The sequence below is a fragment of the Neptuniibacter halophilus genome, assembly GCF_030295765.1.
In the GTDB taxonomy this organism is placed as follows: Bacteria; Pseudomonadota; Gammaproteobacteria; order Pseudomonadales; family Balneatricaceae; genus Neptuniibacter; species Neptuniibacter halophilus.
Map to the genome: position 1 here is coordinate 3,352,379 of NZ_AP027292.1, position 24,890 is coordinate 3,377,268.

A 24,890-nucleotide genomic window follows, 5' to 3' on the forward strand; every position below is an offset into this window, starting at 1 on the left:
TCTGTGAGTCACTAATAAAACAGACAGAAGTTGTGCACATAAATGGAACATCAGATTTGTGTTTGCACTAACTCAGAACAGTTCCGGGCTCTGTATTCAGGGTCTGACATCGGGGTGAGTGATGCTGAAAAAGACGAATGTGGAGCGGACAGAGAGCTGCTATCTCAATATGAAGACGGGGGGCGACGCGCACTGTTTTCGTGTTGAGGGGCAGCAGATTGAGTCCTTCGCACTTGATGCCGGCGACCGGCTGGAACTGGAAGCGGCGGATGGCGTACAGGTGTCTGAGTTGCTGATTATGGATGCTCAGAACCGGCCTGCACCGCATCTGCTGGATGGGTTCTTTCCGGTCGAAGCGGCGGAGATCACCAATCAGTTGCAGGGGGAAGGGCAGTCTGCTGCGCTGCTGCAACAGCGGCTGGATGCCTTAGGGGTTACCCCGGCACATCTGCGCAATGCGCTGCGGATTCCGGGAGAAGCCCGGATCACGCTGCAGGCTCCTGAGCCGGTCACTGTGATTGTCTCTGCAGCCGGTCCCGATATGTTAGTCGATGAGCATCAGCCAGCCACAGAGGTGGTGGTGCGCATTACACGGCTGCTGGCACCACAAGAGCGGCTCCCGGCGCCGCTGGCTGAGGTCAGGCAGGAGTTGCGGATTCCCCGGGCAACGGCGAGAACCTATGAGGTGAAAGCCGGCGAGTGGATTCAGATTATCGATGTGGCCGGCAAGCAGTGTTCTGACTTTCTGGCGTTTGACCGGGCGGCGCTGGAACAGCAGGTTGAGGTCGGGCTGGATGCCACAGCGACGCGCACCGTGCAGGGTTTAGATAACCCGCAGCCGGGGCTGCACTCCCGCTTTCTGGCTGCTGATATGCAGCCGATGGTGGAGCTGGTGCAGGACACCGTTGGCCGGCACGACAGTTTTCTGATGGCCTGCTCGCCCAAATACTACGAGGACAGCGGCTACTTTGGCCATATCAGTTGCAGTGACAATTTTAATCGTGCGCTGACCCGCTATGGCATCCAGCCACGGGCTGCCTGGCCGGCGATCAATTTCTTTTTTAATACCGGCGTAGAGCCCTGCGGCAGCATCTATATGGACGAGCCCTGGTCACGTCCCGGCGACTATGTGTTGCTGCGCGCGAACCGGGATCTGATCTGTGCCTCTTCTGCCTGCCCGGATGATATCGATCCGGCCAACGGCTGGAACCCCACGGATATTCATGTCCGCATCTACGATTCTGAACTGGAATTTCCCCGGGCTATCGCTCACCGAATCACACCTGAGGAGCTACCTCGCATGACTAAAACTTCCGGCTTCCATCCAAAAATTGCAGCACTCACCAAGCGATTGATTGAATACCGGGGCTACTGGGTGGCAGCCGAATATGAGGGCTGGGGCGCGCAGGCAGAGTATCTGGCCTGCCGCGAGCGGGTGGCGATGATTGACCTGTCACCGTTGCGCAAATTTGAGGTAACGGGGCCCGATGCAGAAGCGTTTCTGCAGTATGTCCTGACCCGCAACGTGCGGCGTCTGGCGGTGGGAGAGATCGCCTATTCGGCGATCTGTCTGGAGACCGGAGGGATGATCGACGATGGCACCGTGTTCCGCATGGGCGAGCAGGCTTATCGCTGGGTCTGTGGTGACCCTTACACCGGCAACTGGATGCGTCAGCAGGCCGGGGAGAAATGCTTCCGCGTGAGTATCCGTAATTCAACCGATCAACTCCACAACCTTGCGGTACAGGGGCCACAGAGCCGCAACCTGCTGCGGGAGCTGATCTGGACACCTGAGTCGCAGCCGGATATGGATTCGCTGGCCTGGTTCCATTTTCTGATCGGCAAGCTCGGCGGCCCGGACGGGATTCCGCTGATGGTTTCCCGCACAGGCTATACCGGCGAGCTGGGGTTTGAGGTCTGGTGTCATCCGGACAACGCGACGGAAGTCTGGGAGCAGATCTGGCAGGCAGGGCAGGTTCACGACATCGCACCGATGGGGTTCGATGCGCTGGATATGCTGCGCATCGAAGCGGGGCTGATCTTTGCGGAGCATGAGTTTTGTCCTGAAACCAATCCATTTGAAGCGGGTATCGGTTTTACCGTGCCACTGAAAACCAAAGAGGAAACGTTTATTGGCCGCGAGGCGATTGCGCGTCAGGCACCCGAGAGCCGGAAAAAGCTGGTCGGGCTGGTGCTTGAAAAGAACGAGGCGGCGGCTCACGGAGATCCGGTGTTTCACGGTCGCTATCCGGTGGGTGTTGTGACCAGTGCTACCGCATCACCCCTGATGGGCAAACAGATAGCACTGTGCCGGGTGGCACCTGAATTTGCCGAAAAGGGCACCTGTCTTGAGGTAGGCAAACTGGACGGTCAGCAGAAACGGCTGGCCGGTGAGGTGGTGAGCCTGCCTTTTTATGATCCTGAGCGCACCCGGGTGCGCGCCTGAAATACACCTTATTTAACTCTCATAAATCGAGGAACTTAACTATGTCTTCTGCAATGACTTACTACAAACAGGCGATCAAAACAGATCTGCCAAGCATGGGCCAGCCGGGTATTAATGCTTTTCTCGGCGATGTGGCGGTCTCTGATGATGCGGAGAAAACCATCGTTGCAGGCTTTTACCGGATGGAGAAATCCGATGAGCCGCTGGTATACGAGTACACCTACCACGAAATGAAGATCATCGTGGAAGGGGAGATGATCATTAAGGATCAGACCGGCAACGAGGTCCATGCCACGGTGGGCGATGTGTTCTATTTCCCGAAGGGCAGCGTGATCACCTTTCAGTCACCCACCTATGGCGTTGGCTTCTTTTGCGGTCAGCGTAAAGAGGGTGAAGCCTGATCAGTAAACAGGGGGCGTATCAAAGTGGGCCGGGGCAGTGCAAGCGGAACCACTTTGGTGCTTTGTTTAAGCATCAGGAAACCCGTCTTGATTCTAGTTGATTGAAATATAAAGGGATTTGTTTTTAGGTACGATGATTGCATTTCCTGAAGAGAAAATTTTATTACTGTAGGTGTTGTTTTTAAGGGGTATGAAAGCTTCGCCTGCAGTCAATACAGACAGTTCTTATCACAATAGGGGGTCGTTATGGACCAGGCACAAGTAGCAGAGAAACTCGCGGAGTTGCAAACTCTGATCGAGATGTCCGGCACTATCAATATGGAAGTGTTCTATTGGTGGTGTACCGGTTTGATGGTGATCATCCACGCAGGCTTTCTGGCCTACGAGATGGGGGCATCACGTCTGAAAAACGCGTTGGCATCCGGGGTGAAAAATATTCTGGCGTTCGCGTTCATTATTCCCACCTTCTTCTTTTTCGGCTGGTGGATCTACCTGGCAATGTACAACGGTTTTGTACCCGATTTTGCTGCAGCGGAAGCGGGCCTGCCCTGGTCATCTGCAATGGGGCCGAACCTGACCGATAATGCCAGCGGTATCTTCTGGGGTGCGTTTGTACTGTTCGCCGCGACCACGGCATCGATCTTTTCCGGTGCGGTGATTGAGCGTATCCGAATGAGCTCCTTTATTATTCTGGCGATTATTCTCGGTTCGGTGGTCTGGATTCTGGGCGCCGCCTGGGGCTGGCATCCACAGGGCTGGCTGACCGTAGAGTGGGGCTTCCATGACTTTGGTGCAGCGGGTGCAGTGCATATGGTCGCGGGCTTCTTCGCGCTGGGTGTAACCATTAACCTGGGTGCACGTATCGGTCGCTTTGCGCCGGACGGCACACCGCAGCCGATTACCGGTCACAGTGTACCGATGAGTATTATCGGCCTGATGCTGATTATTGTTGGTTTCTTCGGTTTCCTCGGCGGCTGTATCATCTACAGCACCGGTGCACAGTGGACCACGATCTTCGGTACACCGACTACCCTGTCTTCCATCAGCTTTAACACCCTGATGGCATTCTCCGGCGGTATTATCGGTTCTTATGTGATTACCCGTCAGCCATTCTGGATGATGTCCGGTGCACTGGCCGGTATCTTCTCTGCGGCTCCCGGTCTTGATCTGTACTACCCGCCACTGGCGTTCCTGATGGGTATCACCGGCGGTGTGGTTGCACCTCTGGCAGACAAGTTCATTACTGAAAAATTCAAAATCGACGATGCGGTGGGCGCCTTTGCGGTACATGGTGTGGGCGGCCTGATCGGTATTATCGGTCTGGGCGTATTCAGTGGTTTCCCGAATGTGATCGAGGGTGCGCCGGCGATCAGCTTCTTCGGTCAGCTTAAGAGTGCCGTCGTCATGGCACTGCTGGGCTTTGTTCCGGGCTTTGGACTCTCCTTCCTGATGGCAAAAGCCGGCTTCCTGCGGGTACCGCCGAAAGCGGAAGAAGCGGGTCTGGATCTGGTTGAAGTACCTCTGGCCGCTTACCCGGAATCGGTTCCGGCAACAGCGGATCACTCAACAACACCTGGTAATGCAGTGACTGCATAAGGAGCAATACGATGAATGTAAGTCCAATTACAACCTGGGAAGGGACAGAAGCGGTATTCACCTTTGCGGACAGCCCGCTGGCGATTACGGTGATTCTGTCGCTGTCGATTGCAGTGACCATCGGCACGGTGATCGCGTCGATCAAGCATGAGAATGACACCTATATTGACTATAAATAGATAACGGCCCTGAGTGGCTCACTCTGAACAACGCCGGCACGGTGGTGTTGTGTAACAACCGGATCAGCTGCTTCGGTTTAACACAGGCCTCTCTGCTGGCGTTTTCTGTTAAGGAAAGTCTATGGCGTATTCAATTATTGCCGGGGGGAATCGCTGGCAGTTTGCCGATCTTAAAACGGTCATGGCCAAAGCCAGCCCGGAGCGTTCCGGTGATCGGCTGGCAGGGGTGGCGGCGGACACGGCGCAGGAGCGGGTGGCGGCGCAGATGGTACTCGCCGATCTGCCGCTGAAGCAGTTTCTTAATGAAGCACTGATTCCCTATGAATCCGATGAGGTTACCCGCCTGATTATCGACCGCCATGATGCGGGTGCGTTTGCGCCGGTAGCTTCACTGACCGTAGGTGAGTTTCGCAACTGGCTGTTGAGTGAGCAGGCCGATACGCAGACGCTGAGCAAGCTGGCACCGGGCCTGACACCGGAGATGACTGCGGCGGTGAGTAAAATCATGCGCTTGCAGGATCTGATTAAGGTGGCCGCTAAATGCAGCAACACCAGTGCATTTCGAAACACACTGGGTCTTCCCGGACGCATGGCAACACGTTTGCAGCCGAATCACCCGACAGATGACCCGACCGGCATCGCTGCCAGTGTGCTCGATGGGTTGCTCTACGGTAGTGGTGATGCGGTGATCGGGATTAATCCGGCCAGTGACAATATCAGTGCTGTAGTCACGCTGATGAAGATGCTGGATGAGGTGATTCAGCGCTATGAAATTCCCACTCAATCCTGTGTGCTGACCCACGTGACTACCCATATTGAAGCGATTAATCGGGGGGCGCCGGTTGATCTGGTTTTCCAGTCGATTGCCGGAACCGAGCAGGCCAATGCAGGCTTCGGGGTCGATCTGGCTATCCTGAAAGAAGCTCACAGTGCAGCGCGTTCTCTGAATCGCGGTAGCTGTGGTCAGGATTGTATGTATTTTGAAACCGGGCAGGGCAGTGCGCTGTCATCTGGTGCGCACTTCGGGGTCGATCAGCAGACCTGCGAGGCCCGTGCCTATGCGGTTGCCCGTGAATTTTCTCCGCTGCTGGTGAATACCGTGGTGGGGTTTATCGGCCCGGAGTATCTCTATAACGGTAAGCAGATTATCCGGGCGGGTCTGGAAGATCACTTCTGCGCCAAGCTGCTGGGCCTGCCGATGGGTTGTGATATCTGCTACACCAACCATGCGGAAGCGGATCAGGACGATATGGATAACCTGCTGACCCTATTGGGCAGCGCCGGAGTCAACTTTATTATGGGGATTCCGGGCTCCGATGACATTATGCTCAACTATCAGACCACCTCTTTCCATGATGCACTGTATCTGCGTGACCTGCTGGGGCTCCGGCCGAGTCCTGAGTTTGAGCAGTGGCTGGTAAAGATGCAGATCTTCAACGAACAGGGCAGGTTGATGGTAGGCGATCAGCTACCGCCGGCCCTGCAGCATATTCAAAGCCGGTTGGGAGGTTGATATGGCGGAGAAACCATTGCAGCAACCATTCGGGCAACAAGCCGGTACCGGCACGGAAAATAGCTGGTCTGGCCTGCGTCGCTTTACCGATGCCCGCATCGGTCTGGGGCGAACCGGCTCCAGCCTGACGACGCAGCAGATGCTGGCGTTTCAGATGGATCATGCCAATGCCCGCGATGCGGTGCATATACCGCTTGATCTGAACAGACTGCAGGCGGAACTGCCTGCTGAAACGGAACGGTTGCTGCTTAACAGTCAGGCAGTGAACCGGCAAACCTATCTGCAGCGACCCGATCTTGGACGTGCACTGAGTGCTGAATCCCGGCAGTGCCTGCAGCAACTATACAGCGCTGATGCGCCGGTTTATAACGCGGCGATTGTGATTGCCGATGGCCTTTCATCGACGGCGGTTCAGGCCCATGCGGCCCGTATGACCCGTCATATCGTGGATGCACTGAGTGAGCGGGATTTCAGGATTGCGCCCTTGTGTCTGGTGAATCAGGGCCGGGTGGCGATCGGCGATGAGATTGGCCAGCTACTGGGGGTGGAACTGCTGATTCTGATGATTGGTGAACGGCCGGGGCTCAGTTCACCGGACAGTCTGGGGATCTATTACACTTACCAGCCGCGGGTCGGGCTGCAGGATTCAAGCCGTAACTGTATCTCTAATATTCGCCCGGCCGGTCTGTCATTTCAGGATGCGACCGACAAGCTGATCTGGCTGATCGGACAGTCGATCCGCATCCGCCAGTCAGGGGTCATGCTGAAAGATGAGTCTGAGCCGGTGGAGGCGCTGTCAGAGACTGAGAGGCCCTGTTTTCTGCTCGATGGATGAGTCTGCGCTGCAAGGTCATAAAGGCCATTCAGCAGGGTGAATTTTCTTCTTTCCCGGAGTAAGCTTGTCGGGCTGATCCTATACTGTATCTCAGCCCGAGCGCAGATTCGGGCGAACAGACCATTGACCGGGAACATCCCCAGATGAGTGAACTGACCAGGCTGTCCAAAGCCAATTCCCTTAAGCTGATTAAGAAAATCACCTTTTTCGACACACTGGATTCAACGGAGCGGTATTTTCTCTCGAATCTGGATTGGTGTTTCGAGAGTTATCAGAAGGGAGAGTTGCTGACCCGTGAGGGGGAGAAAGATGGCCGTATCTTTGTTCTGATCAGCGGCCGGGTGAACGTGATTAAGGGCACGCCGGCTGCGGTTATCACCCAACTGGTGCCGGGTGAGGTTTTTGGTGAGGTGAACTACCTCACCGGTGATCCCCGCACTGCGGGGGTGGTGGCTGCCAGTCAGTGTTCGGCGCTGGTGCTGGATCAGGATATGATGGCGGAACTGCCGATAGAGATCCGGGAAAAACTCAAAGATAAAATTATCTCGATTCTGATCAAGCGGCTTCAGTTAATGAACATTAAATTCAGCCTGCTCCCGGCGCCAGATGGGGTGGTTGACTAACCGGGCTGGCAGCCCCGGCACTCCGCCGACTGGTCTATAATCCGCATAGGCCCGGCCTGCATTATTCAGGCTGGAGGAGCTCAGAATGCGTTTGTTGTTAGCCCTCTTGCTATTAACCACCGCTCCGTTACTGGCCGCCAGTCCGGTGATCAGAATAGCGGTGATCGACTGGTGTCCCCAGCTCTGTCCTCAGCAGGAGCGTGAAGGCTATATTCTTGATCTGGTGCGGGAGGTCTACCGGCCTACCGAGTACCGCTTGCAGTTGGATGTCTACCCCTGGAGCAGGGCGCTGGCGATGGTGCGTCAGGGAAAGGTGGATGCGGTACTTTCGCCGGCCAGAGCCGAAGCACCGGATCTGCGTTTTCCGCGACAGGAGGTCGGCGTGCAGCGGATGTGCTTTTTTGTCAGCCGAAGCGATGACTGGCATTATCAGACACCGCAGGATCTTGAGGGCAAGCAGTTCGGGCTCGCCCGGGATACCTCGCTTGAAGAGCTGAACCCCTATGTGCAGAGCAATCCGCAACAGTTCCAGTATCAACCCTACAGCGAACGCTTTATTGCCCAGCAGGTACGCAAGGTGCTTAAAGGCCGGATTGATGCCTTTCTCTTTACTTATAACAGTACCCTGTTTGAGCTGAATAAAATTGGCGCGGCCCGGCAGTTAAAGAGTGCAGGCTGCGTTACGAGTGCAGACGTTTATATGGCGTTCTCTCCGGCGGCCGGACTGGAGCCGAGGGTGAACCGGATGATGACGATATTTGATCAGCGGATGCAGCAGATTAAACAGACTGACCTGATTGGCCGGGTGATGGGACGTTATGGATTGCAGGATTGGCGGCTGAGCGAGCAGCCTGATCCGATCGGAATGCAATAAAGCAGGAGGGTATCGATTATGAAGATTGAATACGCATCAGATATCAGTGTCATTATTCTCCAGCCGGAAGGGCCGCTGACAGAGCAGGATTTCAGAGAGGCGGCGGCACGTATCGATCCGATCATCGAAGCCAGCGGTATGCTCAAGGGCATTATTATCCGCACCGAAAGCTTTCCCGGATGGCACTCCTTTTCCGCCTTGCTGGAACACCTCCGGTTCGTCAATGATCACCACCACCTGATTCGCCGGGTAGCGCTGGTCACTGATTCTTCGGTGGTTTCACTGGCGGAGCATGTCGCGGCACACTTTATCTCGGCGGAGATTAAAGCCTTTGCTTATCCGGAGCTGGAGCAGGCGCGGGCCTGGACAGGCAGGCCCGACTGAATCAGCGGCGCAGCTCTGCGCTCAGACTCTTATGCAGACTGAAACAGATCAGCAGAATCACCAGACAGAAAGGCAGCCCGCTGGAAACCGTGGCTGCCTGCAATGCCGCCAGCCCGCCGCCAAGTAGTAATGCGATAGCCACCAGACCCTCAAAAGAACACCAGAACACCCGCTGTGGTACTGGCGGGTTGATGATGCCCCCGGCGGTAATGGTATCGATCACCAGAGAACCGCTGTCAGATGAGGTCACAAAGAAGGTCAGAATCAGCAGCAATGACATGGCCGATAGCCAGGTGCTGAAGGGCAGGGCCTCAAGCATCTGGAATAACGCCTGCTCAGGGGACTGGCTGAGGACGATCTCTTCCACGTCGCTGTAGCCGGTGCTGATCTGTTCCAGTGCCGTTCCGCCAAACACCACCATCCACAGCAGGCAGCACAAGGTTGGAATCAGCAGTACGCTGATGACAAATTCACGAATAGTGCGGCCACGGCTGATGCGGGCGATAAACATGCCGACAAACGGTGACCAGGCGATCCACCAGGCCCAGTAGAAGGTGGTCCAGCCATGGAAATAATCGGTGTCTTCGCGGCCAAACGGATTCGACAGTGGAATCAGATAGCGACCATAGTCGAGCAGGGCATCCAGATAACGCTCTGCAACCGCTGGCAGCGAATTATTAAACAGCACAAGCAACAGCAGAAGCAGCGCCAGAGCGATATTGATCAGACTGAGGCGCTTGATCCCCGCATCCATTCCGGCAACCACCGAGATGATCGCGATCAGGGTGATGCCGAGAATCAGCCCGACTTTGAGCAGATTAGATTCGGGCAGGGCAAACAGTTGTTGCAGACCGGCAGCGATCTGTTCGGCGCCATAGCCCAGCGAGGTGGCCAGCCCGAATATGGTGGCAAAGACCGCGAGGATGTCTATCAGATCACCGGGCGTGCCCCAGACCCGGTCTCCCAGCAGCGGGAAGAACGCCGAGCGCAGCGTCATAGGCAGCTCATGGTTATAGCAGAAGTAAGCCAGAGCGAGGCCAATAATTGCGTATACCGCCCAGGCATGCAGGCCCCAGTGGTAGAGGGTTGCAGCAATGCCAATGCTGGCAGCATCCGGGCTTTGCGGGCTGATCCCCAGCGGCGGCTGAAGGCTGTGATTGACCGGTTCCAGTACGCCGAAAAACATCAGGCCGATTCCGATGCCGCAGGAGAGCAGCATCGCCATCCAGCTCAGATAACTGTAGTCCGGACGGGCTTTTTTACCGCCGATCCGGATTCGACCCAGTGGCGAGAAGGCCAGATACAGACAGAACAGCAGAAACAGGTTCATGCTGCTGACAAACAGCCAGTCCAGATGGGTGGTCAGCCAGGGGCGCAGGGATTGAAAAAACGGCGCGGCCTGATCCTGAAATATCAGAGTCAGGGTAACAAAGATAATGATGCAGCAGGCGGAAACAGGGAACACCGCGTTATGGATATCCAGACCAAAAGGCTGAACGTTGTCCTGACCTATCTGGTAGTCGGTGGTGTCGGCTAGTTTTCTGCGTGATTGTTGCTTACTGGAGTAAGACATGGGGTTCCTGCTTTAAATCCTGTTGCCAGCTTGTTTCAGCCGAAAACCGCCCATGATAGGACAGATAACCGCTTACTGCAGCAGTCCGGCCGCCGATAACGAAAAAAGAAACAATAAATGTCGTAAAACGGAACAGTCAGGCGGTTTAAATTACTGCAAAGGCCCTGCTATGCTGTTTCAGACGAGTTGAACGTAAAGGCTGGTAACAGCCCGGACAACCGGCGTGACAGATCGCTGGCGCTTCCCCCGTCAGACAGGGAATTGTAGTGTGAAGTCATATTGGTATGTTTATTCGTTAACTCCGGCATAAATACTAATGTTTAGTGGTTGAAAACGGGTTTTTATTCTGAAAATAAACGGATATCCGGTTTTTGTGACTTTGGCTTTTCTTCGCTCCGGCAGTATGATCTGACAGTCGGACACACAGATGGATTTGATTTAATGATCGCAGTTGTTGCTCCTTTGTCTTCCCTTTTTATCAGTTGTTTCGTGATGATGCTTGGCTTCGGTCTGGCAGGCCTGTTAATGCCCGTACGAATGACTGCGGAGGGTGTTCCGACCGAAAGCATGGGTATGATCCTGGCGATGTATGCCGTAGGTATGCTGATCGGCGGAAACTACAGTCGTTTGCTGATTGGGCGGGTCGGTCATATCAGGATATTTGCCGCCTCCGCAGCCCTTGCGGGCATAGCCGTTTTGGTCTGCAGCCTGACCATGAACCCCTGGGTCTGGGGGGGCATGCGTATGCTGATGGGGTTGAGCATTGCCTGCAGCCTTGCGGTTATTGACGGCTGGCTGAGTGATGTTGCTGACGAGAGCAACCGGGGACGGATACTGGCGACCAATCAGGTGGTCATCACCCTTGGTTTTTTTGTCAGTCAGTTCCTGCTCAATCTGGCACCGGTCAAAGAGATGACGCTGTTTGTGCTGGGCGGGATTCTGATGGCTCTGGCGCTGTTACCGCTGGTGATGAGCCGACGGACCGGTCCGGTTATTGCCGAGATGAGTTCGATGAGTTACCGCCAGTTGATACAGGCCTCGCCTCTGGGGGTTGCCTGTACAGCCTTCTGTGGTGTGCTCTACGGCGCCTTGATCAACATGCTGCCGGTCTACGCGGATCACTATGAGATCAGTGGTCTGGCGCTGTCGGTATTCATGGCTTCCGCGATGCTGGGGGCGTTTATTCTGCAATATCCAATCGGATTATTGTCCGACCGTTTTGACCGTCGAACCATTCTCCTCTACCTGTTGCTGGTCTGTTTCGGTGTCACCCTGCTGACCCCTATGCTGGCTGAGGGTGGCCTGATCTATCCGATGATGGCCGGGGTGGCGATTATTACCGGGATTATCAGTTGCCTGTATCCAATGGGTATATCTGAAACGTTTGACCGTATTCAGCGCTCTCAGGCCGCATCGGCCATGGGCGGTCTGCTGACCATCTATGCCCTGGGATATATTGTCGGCCCGCTGTCATCCTCCTATTTTATGGGTGTGTTCGGTACCGAATCGCTGTTTAACTTTATCCTGCTGGCGCAGGTACTGTTGCTGCTGTTTGTAATCTACCGGATGCAGGCCCGTTCGGCGCTGCCGGTGGACGAACAGGAGCCTTACGTACCGCAGCAGGCGATTGTGGTTGATTCGGCGGTTGAACTGGATCCGCGTACGCAGGCCAGTGTTGAGCTGAATGAAGAGGACGAAGAAGCCAGCGCGCTGGTTGAGCTGGCCGAAGATAACCCGGCTCACGCGATGAATATGCTGAAAGATCTGGCGGACACCAGTATCGAAGATCTGCCGGCTTACTGCGCCACGCTGGCTCAGGTGGAAGGGGTAGATATTGTTCGCCTGTATAAAGCGATCAGTGCTGAGATCGACAGTGCCGAGCTGGAAGAGGAGATTCTCTATCAGTTGATGGTGCAGTTGCCGACTCAGATGCAGCCCATGATCGACTGGTTGCTGGATGAGCAGCCTGCGCGTCTGGGACGGGTCACTAACCGCTTGCTGGATGATCGGACCCGACAGCCGGATGAATAACCTGAATGCTGCTGAATTTAAGCTAAGCTTATGATTCAAAGGCTGGTTGTACTGAAATTATAAAACGATGGCGACTGTATCTCTGGCAGATCAGTCAGCCATTGGCCAAAAGTAAAGAAGATGGATGCTTGTCCTCAGTAAAACGCTGTGGATGCCAATAACTAACCCTGGATTTGAGGTTAAAAAATAACAACATGTCTGACCGAGTCTGCGACAGCAGTGAGTTGCTGTCACCCTTGTACGAAATGTTCCAGCAACGACTGCCTGCCGATGTGGCCACGCAGGTGACCGATTTTTCCCGTCATTACTTTCAAACCGCGACCCCGGAAGAACTCGCAGAGCGCAGCGTAGATAACCTCTACGGTTCGACCCTCTCGTGCTGGCAGTTCCTTGAGCAGTTCGAGCCGGGTAAACCGAAGATTCGTGTGTATAACCCGGATCTGGAGCAGCATGGCTGGCGGGCCAACCACACCGTTATCGAAATTCTGCAGCAGGATATGCCGTTCCTGGTGGATTCTGTGCGGATGGCCCTGAACCTGAAAGGGCTGGTGATCCATACCATTCACAATGCGATTATCTGGACGCAGCGTGACGCTGAAGAGCTGAAGGCGGTAGTCGGGCGTGATGCTGATCAGGCCAGTGCCGAATCCGTGATCTACCTTGAGGTGGATCGCACCAGTGATGATGCGGACCTGAAAGCATTGCAGAGTGAGCTGGCCAATGTGCTTAAGCATGTGCACGCGGCGGTTGGTGATCATGCGGCGATGCGGGCCCGGGCAGAGGATATTCTGCAGGGGCTGGAGCAGGATCAGAATCAGACTGAAATTCAGGCGTTCCTGCGCTGGATGCTGGACGATCACTTCACCTTCCTCGGTTACGATGAAGTAAATGTTGAAGGCGATAAGCTGGTGCCGGTGTCCGGTGCTGAGCTGGGTATCTTAAAGCTGGAGAAGAAAAAGCGCACGGTCACGATTGATTCCCTGCGTGAGGTGGAGCGAGAGTTCCTGCTCGAACCGTCAACGCTGATGTTCTCTAAGGACTCGCGCTACTCGCTGGTGCATCGTCCGGCCTACATGGACCGGATTGTGTTCAAGCGTTTTGATGCAGAGGGCAATGTAATCGCCAAACTGCGTTTTCACGGTCTGTACACCTCGTCGGTTTATACCGAGTCACTGCTGTCGATTCCTGTGATCCGGGATAAGGCGCGTCAGGTACTGGCACGAACCTGCTTTGACCCGCACAGCCATAACGGCAAGCACCTGCTGCAGATTATGAATGACCTGCCCCGGGATGAGCTGCTGCTGTCGACTGAGGATGAGCTGCATGAGATCGCGATGGGGATCTTCAGCCTGAACGAGCGGCGTAAAGCGCGTCTGTTGCAGCGTCGTGATCGATGTAACCGCTTTATGACCTTCCTCTATTTTGTACCGCGGGATATTTTCAATACTGAGCTGCGTCTGCAGGTACAGGATCTGCTGGTAAAAGCGACCAACGCCAGTGAAGTTGAGTTTACGACTACCTTCAGCGAGTCGGTGCTGGCGCGGGTACAGTATGTGCTGCGGATCGACCCGGACAATCCGCCGCAGGTGGATATGGCTGCGCTGGAACATGATGTGGTCAAAGTCTCCCGCGACTGGAGTGAGGAGCTGTTTGCTGCGCTGAATGAAACCGTCGGTGAAGAGCAGGGCAACCGCTTGCTGCGTCAGTATCGTTACGCGTTTACCAGTGCGTATCGCGAACACTTCACGCCGGCTAACTCGGTCTACGATATTCAGAAGATTGAAGCGCTGGGTGAGGCTACGCCTATCACCATGAGTTTCTACCGGGTTCTGGAGCAGAGCGCCGAGCTGTTGCGCTTCAAACTGTTCAATGCGGGCAAGCCGCTGGTGCTGTCCGATGTGATTCCGGTACTGGAAAACCTCGGTATGCGGGTAGTGGGTGAGCATCCCTACTCGGTGCGTCGGGCAGATGGTGCACAGTTCTGGATTCATGACTTCACCCTGATCTACCGTGGCGGCGAGCCGGTGGTACTTGAAGAGGTGCAGGATGTTTTCCAGGAGGCCTTTGCCAATATCTGGAGTGGTCGTGCCGAGAACGATGAATTTAACCAGTTGGTGATCGGCGCTAACCTGAACTGGCGTGAGGTGGCAATGCTGCGTGCCTACGCCCGTTACAGTCAGCAGATCCGCTTTGGTTTCTCTCAGCCGTATATTGCCGGTGCGCTGTCTGCTCACATTCAGGTGACACGGCTGCTGGTGGCGCTGTTCCGGGCCCGATTTGAGCCGGGTCGTCAGAGCAGTGATAAAGTCGCTGCGCTGGCTGATCGGATCGAAACCAGCATTATCGATGCGCTGGATAAGGTGAATAACCTTAACGAAGACCAGATTCTGCGCCGTTTTCTGGAGCTGATCAAAGCTACTTTGCGTACCAGCTTTTTCCAGCGTGACGGGCAGGGCGAGCTGAAAGATTACTTCTCCTTCAAACTGAGCCCGAAAGCGATCACAGGGATTCCGCTGCCGCGGCCGATGTTTGAGATCTTTGTTTACTCAGCCCGGGTTGAAGGTGTGCATCTGCGAGGTGGTAAGGTGGCCCGCGGTGGTCTGCGCTGGTCTGACCGCCTTGAGGATTACCGTACCGAAGTGCTGGGTCTGGTAAAAGCGCAGCAGGTGAAGAACTCGGTGATTGTGCCGGTGGGTGCAAAGGGCGGCTTCGTCGCCAAGCAACTGCCTGCTACCGGCGGCCGGGAAGCCTGGCTGAATGAGGGTATCGCCAGCTACAAGATCTTTATCAGTGCACTGCTGGATGTCACCGATAATCTGGTTGCCGGTGAAGTGGTACCTCCGGTGGATGTGGTGCGTCAGGATGAAGATGATCCTTACTTTGTTGTAGCGGCGGATAAGGGCACCGCCACCTTCTCTGATATTGCGAACGAAATTGCTGAAAGCCGTGGTTTCTGGCTGGGCGATGCCTTTGCCTCGGGTGGTTCTCAGGGCTACGACCATAAAGGGATGGGGATTACAGCGCGGGGTGCCTGGGAGTCGGTCAAGCTGCACTTCCGTGAACTGGGCCTTGATACGCAAACGCAGCCGTTTTCTGTGATTGGTATCGGTGACATGGCGGGCGACGTGTTTGGTAACGGCATGCTGCTGTCTGAGCACATTCAGCTCTGCGCGGCGTTTAACCATATGCATATCTTTATCGACCCGAATCCGGATGAAGCCAGCAGTTTTGTTGAGCGCAAGCGGATGTTCGAACTGCCGCGTTCTACCTGGGAAGATTACAATCAGGAGCTGATCTCTGCCGGTGGCGGTATCTTCTCCCGTGCTGCGAAGTGGATTGAGATCAGCCCGGAAATGAAAGCGCGGTTTGAGATCAGCGCGGATCGTATGGCTCCGAATGACCTGATCAACGCACTGCTGAAAGCACCGGTTGATCTGATCTGGAACGGCGGTATCGGTACCTATGTGAAAGCCAGCCACGAAACCCATGCGGATGTGGGTGACAAGGCGAATGACGGCCTGCGCGTTAACGGTAACGAGCTGCGCTGTAAGGTGCTGGGTGAGGGCGGTAACCTTGGTTTTACCCAGCAGGGCCGTATGGAGTTCTGTGCTAAGGGCGGTAAATCGAATACCGACTTTATTGATAACGCCGGTGGCGTGGATTGCTCCGACCATGAAGTTAACATCAAAATTCTGCTGAATGAGGTGGTAGCTAACGGTGATCTGACTGTTAAGCAGCGTAATGCGCTGTTGCGTGAGATGACCGATGAAGTGGCCGATCTGGTGCTGCAGAACAACTACAAACAGGCTCAGGCAATCAGTATTGCGCATGCCCAGGCGAAGCGTTCGATGGATGAATATATCCGTCTGATCGATCGTCTTGAGGCGGATGGTAAGCTGGATCGGGCGCTGGAATTTATTCCGCCTTCCGATCAGTTACTGGAGCGCAAGAGCAAAGGGCTGGGTCTGACCCGTCCGGAGCTGTCGGTGCTGATCTCCTACGTTAAGGCCGAATTGAAGGAGAAGTTGATCAACTCCTGGATTACCGGCGATGAGTACCTCAGTCAGGAGGTGATGACAGCCTTCCCGCAACGCCTGATCAAGGATTACCGGACGCAGATTCAGCAGCATCGTCTGCATCGCGAAATCATTGCGACTCAGGTTGCGAACGGGCTGGTTAACACCATGGGGATCACTTTCGCAGAGCGGCTGATGCAGATGGGCGGCGCAAGCTGTGCGGATGTGGCAGCAGCCTACGTGATTGCCCGTGACGTCTTTGATATTCCGCAACTGTGGAACGATATCGAAGCACTGGATAATCAGGTTCAGGCGGAACTGCAGCAGCAGATGATGGCCGATATGGTGCGGATGATGCGTCGTGCAACCTACTGGTTTATGCGTCATCAGCGCAATGAGCGAAATGCGGCGCTGACGGTGGAGAAATTCCGCCCTGCTGTGCAGCAGATCAGTCGTCAGTTGGAGCATCTGCTGGAAGGTGAGCATCTGGAGCGCTGGGAAGGTCAGCATTCCGATCTGGCCCGTGTCGGTGTGCCGAAAGGGCTGGCAGATATCGTGGCGGCCTCCGACAGCCTCTATACCCTGCTCAGCGTGATTGAAGCGTCAGAACAAACCGGAGAATCACTGGATCGGGTTTCCCGTGTCCACTTCGGTCTCAGCGATCGTCTCAATCTGCACTGGTTTGATCACCAGATCAAACAGCTTGAGATTGCCAATCACTGGGAGATGATGGCGCGTGACGGCTTCCGTGAAGACCTGACCCGGCATCAGCAGTCGATTACCATCGCCGTGTTGCGGGCCCGGGATACCCAGGCTGAAGCTACCGAGCAGGAGAGCGATCCGTTGCTGGATCGTTGGTTAGAAGCCAACTCGGCTCTGCTGAAACGCTGGCAGAACCTGTTGCTGGATATAAAAAACAGCGACCAGCAGGATTTTGCGATCTACACCGTGGCGATCCGCGGTCTGATGGAGCTGGCTCAGGCCAAAGGCGCTGTATGAGTGTCAGGTTAGCCTGATTATAAAACCCGCCTGACTGGCGGGTTTTTTGTGGGCTGTAACCATAGGTCGACGGGTTGCGGTTGGATGGCGTTGAATCATGTGATTATCAGAGGACAAAGGATTGCTCACGTACGTCTTGACGTACGTTGGCTTAGGCGTACAATTTGTATGATATTTAAACAGATGTGAGGCCGTTTATGAGCGGAATTACAGCCACTGAAGCTCGCAGTAATCTTTACCGGCTGATTGATGAAACCGCAGAGTCACATCAGCCTATTCACATAACGGGTAAGCGCAATAAAGCGGTGCTGGTATCTGAGGAGGACTGGTCGGCGATTCAGGAAACGCTCTATCTGCTGTCTGTGCCCGGTATGCGTGAATCGATTCGGGATGGGATGGATACCCCGGCAGCCGACTGCGATGAGGACCTTGATTGGTGACATGGACGTTGGTTTATACCAGGCACGCTCAGAAAGATGCGAAAAAGCTTGCTTCTGCGGGCCTGAAACAGAAAGCGCAGGCTTTGTTGGCGGTATTGGCTGAAGACCCTTTCCGCAAGCCGCCGCCTTTTGAAAAACTCGTTGGAGATCTGGCCGGGGCTTACTCGCGGCGCATCAATATTCAACACCGGTTGGTCTATCAGGTGCTTGAAGCCGAGCGTGTAGTGAAGGTGCTTCGGCTGTGGAGTCACTATGAGTAACCCAGAATCTTTTTAGCCGCAACAAAAAAGGCCGTCAGGTTTCCCTGACGGCCTTTCTGTAAGGTCTGTCTAAACTCAGAAGTCGAATTTAGATGCAGTGTAGATGCGGAACGCCTGTTCCCAGATTTCGCCTACTTTGCCATCGCCTACAGGCTGGCCGTCCAGTTTGGTCACAGGGGCGATCTCTTTGGAGGAGCTGGTGATCCAGATCTCGTCAGCGTTGCGTGCTTCTTCCAGCGTGATGTTACGCTCTTCCAACTTGAGGGAACCGTCAGCTTTGATGCTGTCGATGATAATGCGGCGGGTGATACCCGGCAGAATCTGGTTGTCCTGAATCGGTGTTGCGATAACGCCATCTTTTACGATGAATACGTTGCAGGAGCTGCCTTCGGTCAGGTCGCCTTTGGCGTTGTACAGCAGCGCTTCGTCGTTGCCGCTGGAGTAGCCTTCCTGGAAGTGGATGACGTTGCCCAGCAGAGCAGTAGATTTGATGTGGCAACGCTGCCAGCGCAGATCTTCAGTGCTGATCAGGCTGTACTGAGATACCTGTGTACGGTCTACCGGCTCCGGATCTTTGATCTTGAAGCAGAATGCAAAAATTGTCGGCTCAACATTTTCCGGGTAAGCGTGGTAACGCTTAACATCGGTGCCGCGGGAAACGTGAACGTATACACCCAGGTTGTCGCCCAGATCGCTGTTGCGTGCTACCAGATCGTCCAGCAGGGTTTTCCACTCGTCTGCTGTTTTGGTGCTTTTGATCTCAATCGCTGCCAGGCCGTTGATCATACGTTCAATGTGAGGCATCAGGCCGACAGATTTGCCACCGTAGTACGGGATCACTTCGTAGATACCGTCACCGAACAGGAAGCCGCGGTCCAGAGGAGAGATGCGTGCTTCTTCCAGTGGCATGTAGTCGCCATTCAGGTATGAGATGCTCATAGATATTTACCTTCCACTCGTGTTATTTGGAAACCGGATGCCAGTGTTGCTGCCAGCCAGCGACTGACCGCGTTGGCCGTTTGGTTTCGCGTATGCCTAAGTGTAATTCAGTTCCCAGGCTTATGGTGTTCCGGCTTGCTTGTTTGTGCATTCAACATCATGGGGATGTTACACAGCCGGAAATTTGGTCGCCTGAAGTTTCCTTAAAAAGTGGATTGCTTGCAATAGCTCCTGAGATTTAACGATATAATCCTGAAATAGGCTGCAAAACAGATTTATCATCTGAATATTGTGTATATAACAGGGCTATCTTCTGCTTTAAATGGGTGCGTGAGGTGCTCAGGCCCTGATCAGGTGATGATCTCTCTGCCGCTGTCAGCGAGCAGTTTTGGCAGAATTCGCTCATCATTCAGGCGCCAGCAGAAGGCGAAATTCAGTGCGGGTGGTTCAGTGCTGATGTGTAACTCCCTGAGTTCGCCGGTGGCGATCGCATCTTCAACCAGGGGGGCCGGGAGCAGGGCGACCCCGACACTCTGATGGGTCAGTGCGAGCAGATTGGTGACCGAACCACAGGTGTGGAACTGCGGGGTCTGGGTTTGCTGCCGGAACAGCTCCTGCAAGTAGTCCCAGGGTTTGGTGTCCCGCGGGAAACTGAGAATCGGATAGCCGGCCAGATCATCAACGTTCTCAATCTTTGCATCTCCGATCAGCGCAGGTGATACCACCCATTTTTGCGGGTAGCTGCAGATGGGTTCAGACACCAGTTGCGGATGGCTGTGGTAGTGCTCGACGACCAGTGCCAGATCCAGTTCATGTTGTTGCAACTGGTCGAGCAGGCGCTGGGTCACGTCACTGGTGAGTTCAAAGGAGATCAGCGGATGTTGTGTCTGCCAGTGTTTCAGCAGGGCGGTCAGCCAGAGGTGGGCCAGGGTGTCGGTGACGCCGATGCGGATACTGCCTTTTTGCGGTTGCGGATCACAGATCTGTTCCTTCATCTCCTGGCTGATTGCCAGCATCTTCTCCGCGTAGGGAAGTAGCTGAACTCCTTTGGCCGAGAGACGGGTGCCGCTTTTATCTCGCAGAAACAGGGTGACGCCAAGTTCCTCTTCAAGCGCATTGATGCGCGCAGATACACCGGGTTGGGTGGTATGCAGTTGCTGGGCAGCGGCATGAAAACTACCCAAGCGGGCAACTTTGACAAAGGTGTTCAGGTTTCTCAGGCGCATATCGGGCTCTTTTGTTCAGCGTGGCACCACTATAGCCGAGAGAGCCGGGCGGGGAAAAGGGAAACAAAGCAGGGCAGGCCCGATCAGGCCTGCCCCTGAGGATCAGGCGAAGCCAGTCAGCTTGCGCAGTTCGGCGATAATGCTGTCGCCCTCTTCAACCGGCAGACCATCTTCGGTCAGTTCGTTGATTCGGGTTACGCCATCAACGCTGCCCAGTTTAGACAGGTAGCGCAGGATTTCGATCGGCTTGATCTCATCCAGCAGATCACGCTCGTTCCACAGGCTGAGCAGGGCGATGATGCCATACGCGCCCCAGTTGGATACGTCTGCGATCAGCAGTTCATCAACCGTTGTGGCTGAGGCCATGATATCCAGATCTTTCAGGGCGTCCTGAATGTTACCCATGCCGATCTCGTTGCCACCGTCGCCGATGCCGATCGTCGGGCACTTAGCGTTGCGGACGAAAGTGTCGAAACAGGCGGTACGTGCGCTGATGCTCTCGCCGCGCATGTTGTAGTAACCGCCATCAGCAGCCTGACCCGGGCGCTCGATAGAGAGAACGGCATCCGGGTTGTAGTGGTACAGCGCCTGGAATGCTTCCAGAGTCCGTTCCTGATGTTCACCAACACGGATCTCGTGTACCCGGTAGTCATCCATCAGTGCCTGAGAGACCGGCGGGCCGCAGACGATAACCGGTGTTGCGCCCAGTGCTTCCAGTGCATTGTAAAGCGCAATCGCACCCACCGGGCCATCGGTTTCAAAGGTGTCGACTACCGGGAAACCGGTGCCGATCAGTACATGGCCTTTGCATTTGTTCAGGATGCGCGCTGCGCGCAGGTAGTAGCCGGGAGACAATGCGGGCTGCACGGTTTTCATGCCCCGCAGGTTGCGGGCTACCAGCAGGTCTTCAATCTGCTTACTCAGTTCTGCTTCGTTAATTTGCGTCTGCATATAATTTTCCACTTGTATATTCGCCGGCGGGGCCAGCGAAGCGTTATTCTTGAGCGCTGTTGTTAATCAACCGAATCGGGTTCGGTGCGCTGGAATTTGACGTGCGCCAGACAGTGCAGATTGTGGGCATCATCAATGGTGATCTCTTCAAACGACACTTTTGCACCCGGCAGGCGTTGTGCCATACGTGCCGTGTCCTGAGCGATCATGGAGCCGATCTTCGGATAGCCGCCAATGGTCTGGCGGTCATTCAGCAGGACAATAGGCTGGCCATCCGCCGGAATCTGGATGGCTCCGTGACAGATGCCCTCAGAAAGAATGCCATCGACCGAGGCGTTGACTTCCGGCCCGGAGAGGCGGTAGCCCATGCGGTCGGCACGATCGGTTACCTCATACTCGCTGCTGAAGAAGCGTCGTTTGTCCAGATCACTGAAGGCCTGTTGCTGGTATCCGGTGATCACCCTCAGGCTGATATCGTCGCTGTAGGTCGGACGGTGTTGCTCGGCGAGCCGGAATGCTTTGCGCTCAGTGATCTCTGCGCAACTCAGGTAGTCGCCCTGCTGCAGCTTTTCACCGCTGAGGCCACCCAGCGCTTCACGGGTTACGGTCGCGCTGCTGGAGAACATGTGCTCCACATGAAAGCCGCCGCTGACAGCCAGATAGGCGCGTGCGCCGGAGCTGGAAAAGCCGACCTCGATCCGGTCGCCTTCGCGTACCTGATGAGCGTGCCAGCGATCCTGCTCAACGCCGTTAATTTTCAACGGCATCTCGGCACCGGTCAGGACCAGACAGGTGTTGACCTGGGATTCCAGTACCAGTCCGCCGATACTGATCTCCAGTGCGGTGCTGTGCAGCGGGTTATCGACCAGACGGTTGGCCCATTTAAACGCCTCTGCGTCCAGCGGGCCGCCTGTGGTCAGGCCAATACGGTGGTGACCGTAACGACCGGCATCCTGAATCAGGGTCAGCAGGCCGGGCTGGAGTACTTTAAAGCCGCTCATAGCTCACCTCCCAGTTCAAGGAACTCGTCCCGGGTGATCGGCCGGAACTTAACCCGGTCACCCACCTGAACCGGCATGGTCGGGGTGGCTGCGGGATCAAACATACGGGTCGGGCAGAGGCCAATCAGGTTCCAGCCACCGGGGGAGACGGCCGGATAAACAGCCGTCTGGCGGTCGGCTATAGCAACAGCACCACGAGGTACTTTCTGTCGCGGCGTGGCCAGACGGGGAGCGGCGATGCGTGGATCCACTTCACCCAGATAAGCGAAGCCCGGAGCAAAGCCGATGGCATAGACCCGGTACTCCATCTCGCTGTGAATCTTAATCACTTCATCCGTGCTCAGTTGGGCGCGTTCCGCCAGTGCTTCCAGATCCGGGCCGGATTCTGTGCTGTAATAGGCGGGCAGGGTAACCAGCACGCCTTCGCTTGCGCTTGCCTGATCCAGCTGACCGAGCAGTGCGCGGATTTTGCTGCGCACATGCAGGTGGTCGCAGGCCAGCATATCGAAAATCACCAGCAGGGAGGCGTAGGAGGGCACCATATCGATCAGGCAATCGGCCAGCTCGGTTTCCAGCATGGTGACCGCCTGTTGCACCTGGGCTGAAACCCGCGGGTCAGTCTGCTCGCCAAAATAGATAATCAGGGCGTTTTCGCCCGCTACTTCAACCCGCATTAGCTGATCAGCTCCCGTATCTCCTGAATGGCGTTAACGCCGTCCATGTTGTCTCCGTGAACGCAGAGGGTGTCTGCACGCAGGTTCAGGGTGTGACCGCTGACCGTTGTCACCGTACCCTGTTCCTGCAGTTGTTTAACCTGAGCCAGCATCTTCTCTTTGCTGTGGACAGCACCCGGTTTGGTGCGCGCCAGCAGTTTGCCGTCATCGTCATAGCAGCGGTCGGCGAAGATTTCGAACCACAGGCTGATACCCGCCTGTTCGGCTTCGGCCAGATGTTCTTCCGCCTGAGGTGTGCTCTGCAGCATCAGCACCAGTGGGCGGTGATATTCGGCAATACCCTGCATAATAGCGCTGCGCACCTCTGCGTTGGCCATCATGTCGTTGTACATTGCGCCATGGGGCTTTACGTATTCCAGTGTCAGCCCCTGTGACGCGGCCATGCCATCCATGGCCGCGATCTGGTATTGCAGCATTGCTTTGATTTCAGCGGCGCTGGCTTTGATGCTGCGACGGCCAAATCCAACCAGATCCGGATAACCCGGGTGCGCACCAACGGTGACGTTATTCTGTTTTGCCAGAGTCAGGGTTTTCTGCATGACCAGTGGATCGCCGGCGTGGAAACCGCAGGCGATGTTGGCCTGATCGATATGCGGCATAACCGCTTCATCCAGACCCATTTTCCAGGAACCGAAGCTTTCACCCAGATCACAATTTAAACGTAGAGACATGCTTCCTCCTTACAGAATAGCCAGACGGCTGTTTGGCAGATCGGTAACCAGCATGTGGCCCGGGCTGTGGGTGATGCAGAATGGAGGTTTGGCCTGTTCAATCGCTGCTTGCGGGGTGACGCCGCAGGCCCAGAAGACAGGCAGTTCACCCGGCTTGATGGTGACAGCATCACCAAAATCCGGTGTGTTAATGTCGCTGATGCCAATCTCCGCCGGATCGCCCAGATGCAGAGGCGCGCCGTGGACTGACGGGAAGCGGGTGCAGATCTGGATGGCACGGATCGCGTCGGCGGCTTTCATCGGACGCATACTGACCACAGTGTTACCACTGAAACGGCCCGCAGGTTTGCAGGCGATGTTGGTGCGGTACATCGGTACGTTGACGCCTTCAGTAATGTTACGGACTTCCAGACCGTCAGCGATCAGCGCTTCTTCGAAGGAGAAGGAGCAACCAAGGACGAAGGTCACCAGATCGTCGCGCCAAACCTCTTTTACATCATTCAGCTCACGGATCAGTTCGCCGTTTTCGTAGATCCGGTATTTGGGTACATCGGAACGGATATCAATATCTTCGCCCAGATCAGGCAGCATAAAGTCACCGGGCTCGCGGGACATGCCGACAATTGGGCAGGGTTTAGGGTTCTGCTGGCAGAACAACAGGAAATCGTTAGCCCACTCTTTTGGCATGATCGCCAGATTACCCTGGACAAAGCCCTGGGCCAGACCGGAAGTGTTGGTGCTGAACTCGCCGCTGCGAATCTGCTGGCGAATTTCACGAGGTGTCAGATTTAAATCCATAATCGCGCCTTATCTATGTTGCTCAGGCTATAGCGCTTGTGTGCGCAGTAGTATTGATAATAGAAGCTCTCGCCTGATATCCCAGATTTCTGCAGAACTGAGGAGCCTGTGAACCGCGTTCCGCCTCTGCATGAAAAGGGTGTGCAGCGCATTAACTGCTCTGGTTGGCCGCTTCTCTAATAAAAAAGTGTGATTAACCGATCATCTAACAGGGGCTGTTAATCTGTCTAATGATTTATTTTTGCTTCATCTGATAATTTTTTGTTATCAGTGGTTGGCTAAGGTCATTACCGGATTTGTCTCTGCGGCCGGCCTGGCGGCTAACGATGGCGCGAATCGGCAGTGGGGTTATCAGTGCAGGCTGGGGGTTATCATGTCTTTGGAAGGTCTGATTGTAAGG

The 24,890-nt window shown here is 55.2% G+C and carries 21 protein-coding genes; 13 read left to right on the plus strand and 8 right to left on the minus strand.

Annotated elements, in window-relative coordinates:
- Positions 1–121: 121 nt before the first annotated feature.
- From QUD59_RS15695 to QUD59_RS15735, 9 genes are all read left to right on the plus strand, one after another.
- A complete protein-coding gene (locus tag QUD59_RS15695) occupies positions 122–2,446 on the plus strand; it encodes a DUF1989 domain-containing protein (RefSeq protein WP_286238130.1) in 2,325 nt (774 codons plus the stop codon).
- Between the two features lie 41 nt (positions 2,447–2,487).
- The gene (locus QUD59_RS15700; RefSeq protein WP_286238131.1) at positions 2,488–2,847 is read left to right on the plus strand and encodes a cupin domain-containing protein; all 360 of its coding nucleotides are present in this window, start codon (positions 2,488–2,490) and stop codon (positions 2,845–2,847) included.
- A gap of 246 nt (positions 2,848–3,093) precedes the next feature.
- Complete coding sequence (locus QUD59_RS15705) at positions 3,094–4,443, plus strand: ammonium transporter (RefSeq protein ID WP_286238132.1); 1,350 nt, start codon at positions 3,094–3,096, stop codon at positions 4,441–4,443.
- An 11-nt stretch (positions 4,444–4,454) separates the two neighbouring features.
- On the plus strand, positions 4,455–4,622 hold the full coding sequence (locus QUD59_RS15710; protein ID WP_286238133.1) for a hypothetical protein: 168 nt from the start codon (positions 4,455–4,457) through the stop codon (positions 4,620–4,622).
- Between the two features lie 121 nt (positions 4,623–4,743).
- Entirely contained in the window at positions 4,744–6,135 is a 1,392-nt protein-coding gene (locus QUD59_RS15715; RefSeq protein WP_286238134.1) for an ethanolamine ammonia-lyase subunit EutB, read from the plus strand.
- 1 nt (position 6,136) lies between these two features.
- The gene (eutC, locus tag QUD59_RS15720) at positions 6,137–6,970 is read left to right on the plus strand and encodes an ethanolamine ammonia-lyase subunit EutC (protein WP_286238135.1); all 834 of its coding nucleotides are present in this window, start codon (positions 6,137–6,139) and stop codon (positions 6,968–6,970) included.
- A 143-nt stretch (positions 6,971–7,113) separates the two neighbouring features.
- Complete coding sequence (locus QUD59_RS15725; protein ID WP_286238136.1) at positions 7,114–7,593, plus strand: cyclic nucleotide-binding domain-containing protein; 480 nt, start codon at positions 7,114–7,116, stop codon at positions 7,591–7,593.
- Between the two features lie 85 nt (positions 7,594–7,678).
- Positions 7,679–8,467, plus strand: a complete 789-nt coding sequence (locus QUD59_RS15730; RefSeq protein WP_286238137.1) for a substrate-binding periplasmic protein — start codon at positions 7,679–7,681, stop codon at positions 8,465–8,467.
- Positions 8,468–8,485: 18 nt separating this feature from the next.
- Entirely contained in the window at positions 8,486–8,851 is a 366-nt protein-coding gene (locus QUD59_RS15735; RefSeq protein WP_286238138.1) for a SpoIIAA family protein, read from the plus strand.
- Between the two features lies 1 nt (position 8,852).
- On the opposite strand, the gene QUD59_RS15740 is transcribed toward QUD59_RS15735, so the two are convergent.
- Positions 8,853–10,424, minus strand: a complete 1,572-nt coding sequence (locus tag QUD59_RS15740; protein WP_286238139.1) for a BCCT family transporter — start codon at positions 10,422–10,424, stop codon at positions 8,853–8,855.
- A 441-nt stretch (positions 10,425–10,865) separates the two neighbouring features.
- Here QUD59_RS15740 and QUD59_RS15745 point away from each other — a divergent pair, with 441 nt between their 5' ends.
- The 4 genes from QUD59_RS15745 (at position 10,866) to QUD59_RS15760 (ending at position 18,170) form a co-directional block, all read left to right on the plus strand.
- Positions 10,866–12,455 carry an MFS transporter gene (locus QUD59_RS15745; protein WP_286238140.1) on the plus strand — a complete coding sequence of 530 codons (1,590 nt, stop codon included), beginning with the start codon at positions 10,866–10,868 and terminating at the stop codon, positions 12,453–12,455.
- A 194-nt stretch (positions 12,456–12,649) separates the two neighbouring features.
- Positions 12,650–17,470, plus strand: a complete 4,821-nt coding sequence (locus QUD59_RS15750) for an NAD-glutamate dehydrogenase (RefSeq protein ID WP_286238141.1) — start codon at positions 12,650–12,652, stop codon at positions 17,468–17,470.
- A gap of 197 nt (positions 17,471–17,667) precedes the next feature.
- On the plus strand, positions 17,668–17,910 hold the full coding sequence (locus QUD59_RS15755) for a type II toxin-antitoxin system Phd/YefM family antitoxin (RefSeq protein ID WP_286238143.1): 243 nt from the start codon (positions 17,668–17,670) through the stop codon (positions 17,908–17,910).
- Positions 17,907–18,170 carry a Txe/YoeB family addiction module toxin gene (locus QUD59_RS15760; protein WP_286241044.1) on the plus strand — a complete coding sequence of 88 codons (264 nt, stop codon included), beginning with the start codon at positions 17,907–17,909 and terminating at the stop codon, positions 18,168–18,170. Before QUD59_RS15755 ends, QUD59_RS15760 begins: the two co-directional genes overlap by 4 nt.
- A gap of 75 nt (positions 18,171–18,245) precedes the next feature.
- Here QUD59_RS15760 and QUD59_RS15765 read toward each other — a convergent pair whose 3' ends face one another.
- From QUD59_RS15765 to QUD59_RS15795, 7 genes are all read right to left on the minus strand, one after another.
- Entirely contained in the window at positions 18,246–19,109 is an 864-nt protein-coding gene (locus QUD59_RS15765; protein WP_286238144.1) for an aminotransferase class IV, read from the minus strand.
- Positions 19,110–19,459: 350 nt separating this feature from the next.
- Complete coding sequence (locus QUD59_RS15770; protein ID WP_286238145.1) at positions 19,460–20,335, minus strand: LysR family transcriptional regulator; 876 nt, start codon at positions 20,333–20,335, stop codon at positions 19,460–19,462.
- A 102-nt stretch (positions 20,336–20,437) separates the two neighbouring features.
- Positions 20,438–21,286, minus strand: coding sequence for a DUF4392 domain-containing protein (locus tag QUD59_RS15775; RefSeq protein ID WP_286238146.1), 849 nt, complete (start codon positions 21,284–21,286; stop codon positions 20,438–20,440).
- Positions 21,287–21,348: 62 nt separating this feature from the next.
- Entirely contained in the window at positions 21,349–22,287 is a 939-nt protein-coding gene (locus QUD59_RS15780) for a 5-oxoprolinase subunit C family protein (protein WP_286238147.1), read from the minus strand.
- Entirely contained in the window at positions 22,284–22,961 is a 678-nt protein-coding gene (pxpB, locus tag QUD59_RS15785; protein ID WP_286238148.1) for a 5-oxoprolinase subunit PxpB, read from the minus strand. Before pxpB ends, QUD59_RS15780 begins: the two co-directional genes overlap by 4 nt.
- A complete protein-coding gene (locus tag QUD59_RS15790; RefSeq protein WP_286238149.1) occupies positions 22,961–23,692 on the minus strand; it encodes a 5-oxoprolinase subunit PxpA in 732 nt (243 codons plus the stop codon). Before QUD59_RS15790 ends, pxpB begins: the two co-directional genes overlap by 1 nt.
- A 9-nt stretch (positions 23,693–23,701) precedes the next feature.
- Entirely contained in the window at positions 23,702–24,490 is a 789-nt protein-coding gene (locus tag QUD59_RS15795) for a putative hydro-lyase (RefSeq protein WP_286238150.1), read from the minus strand.
- Positions 24,491–24,890 lie beyond the last annotated feature (400 nt).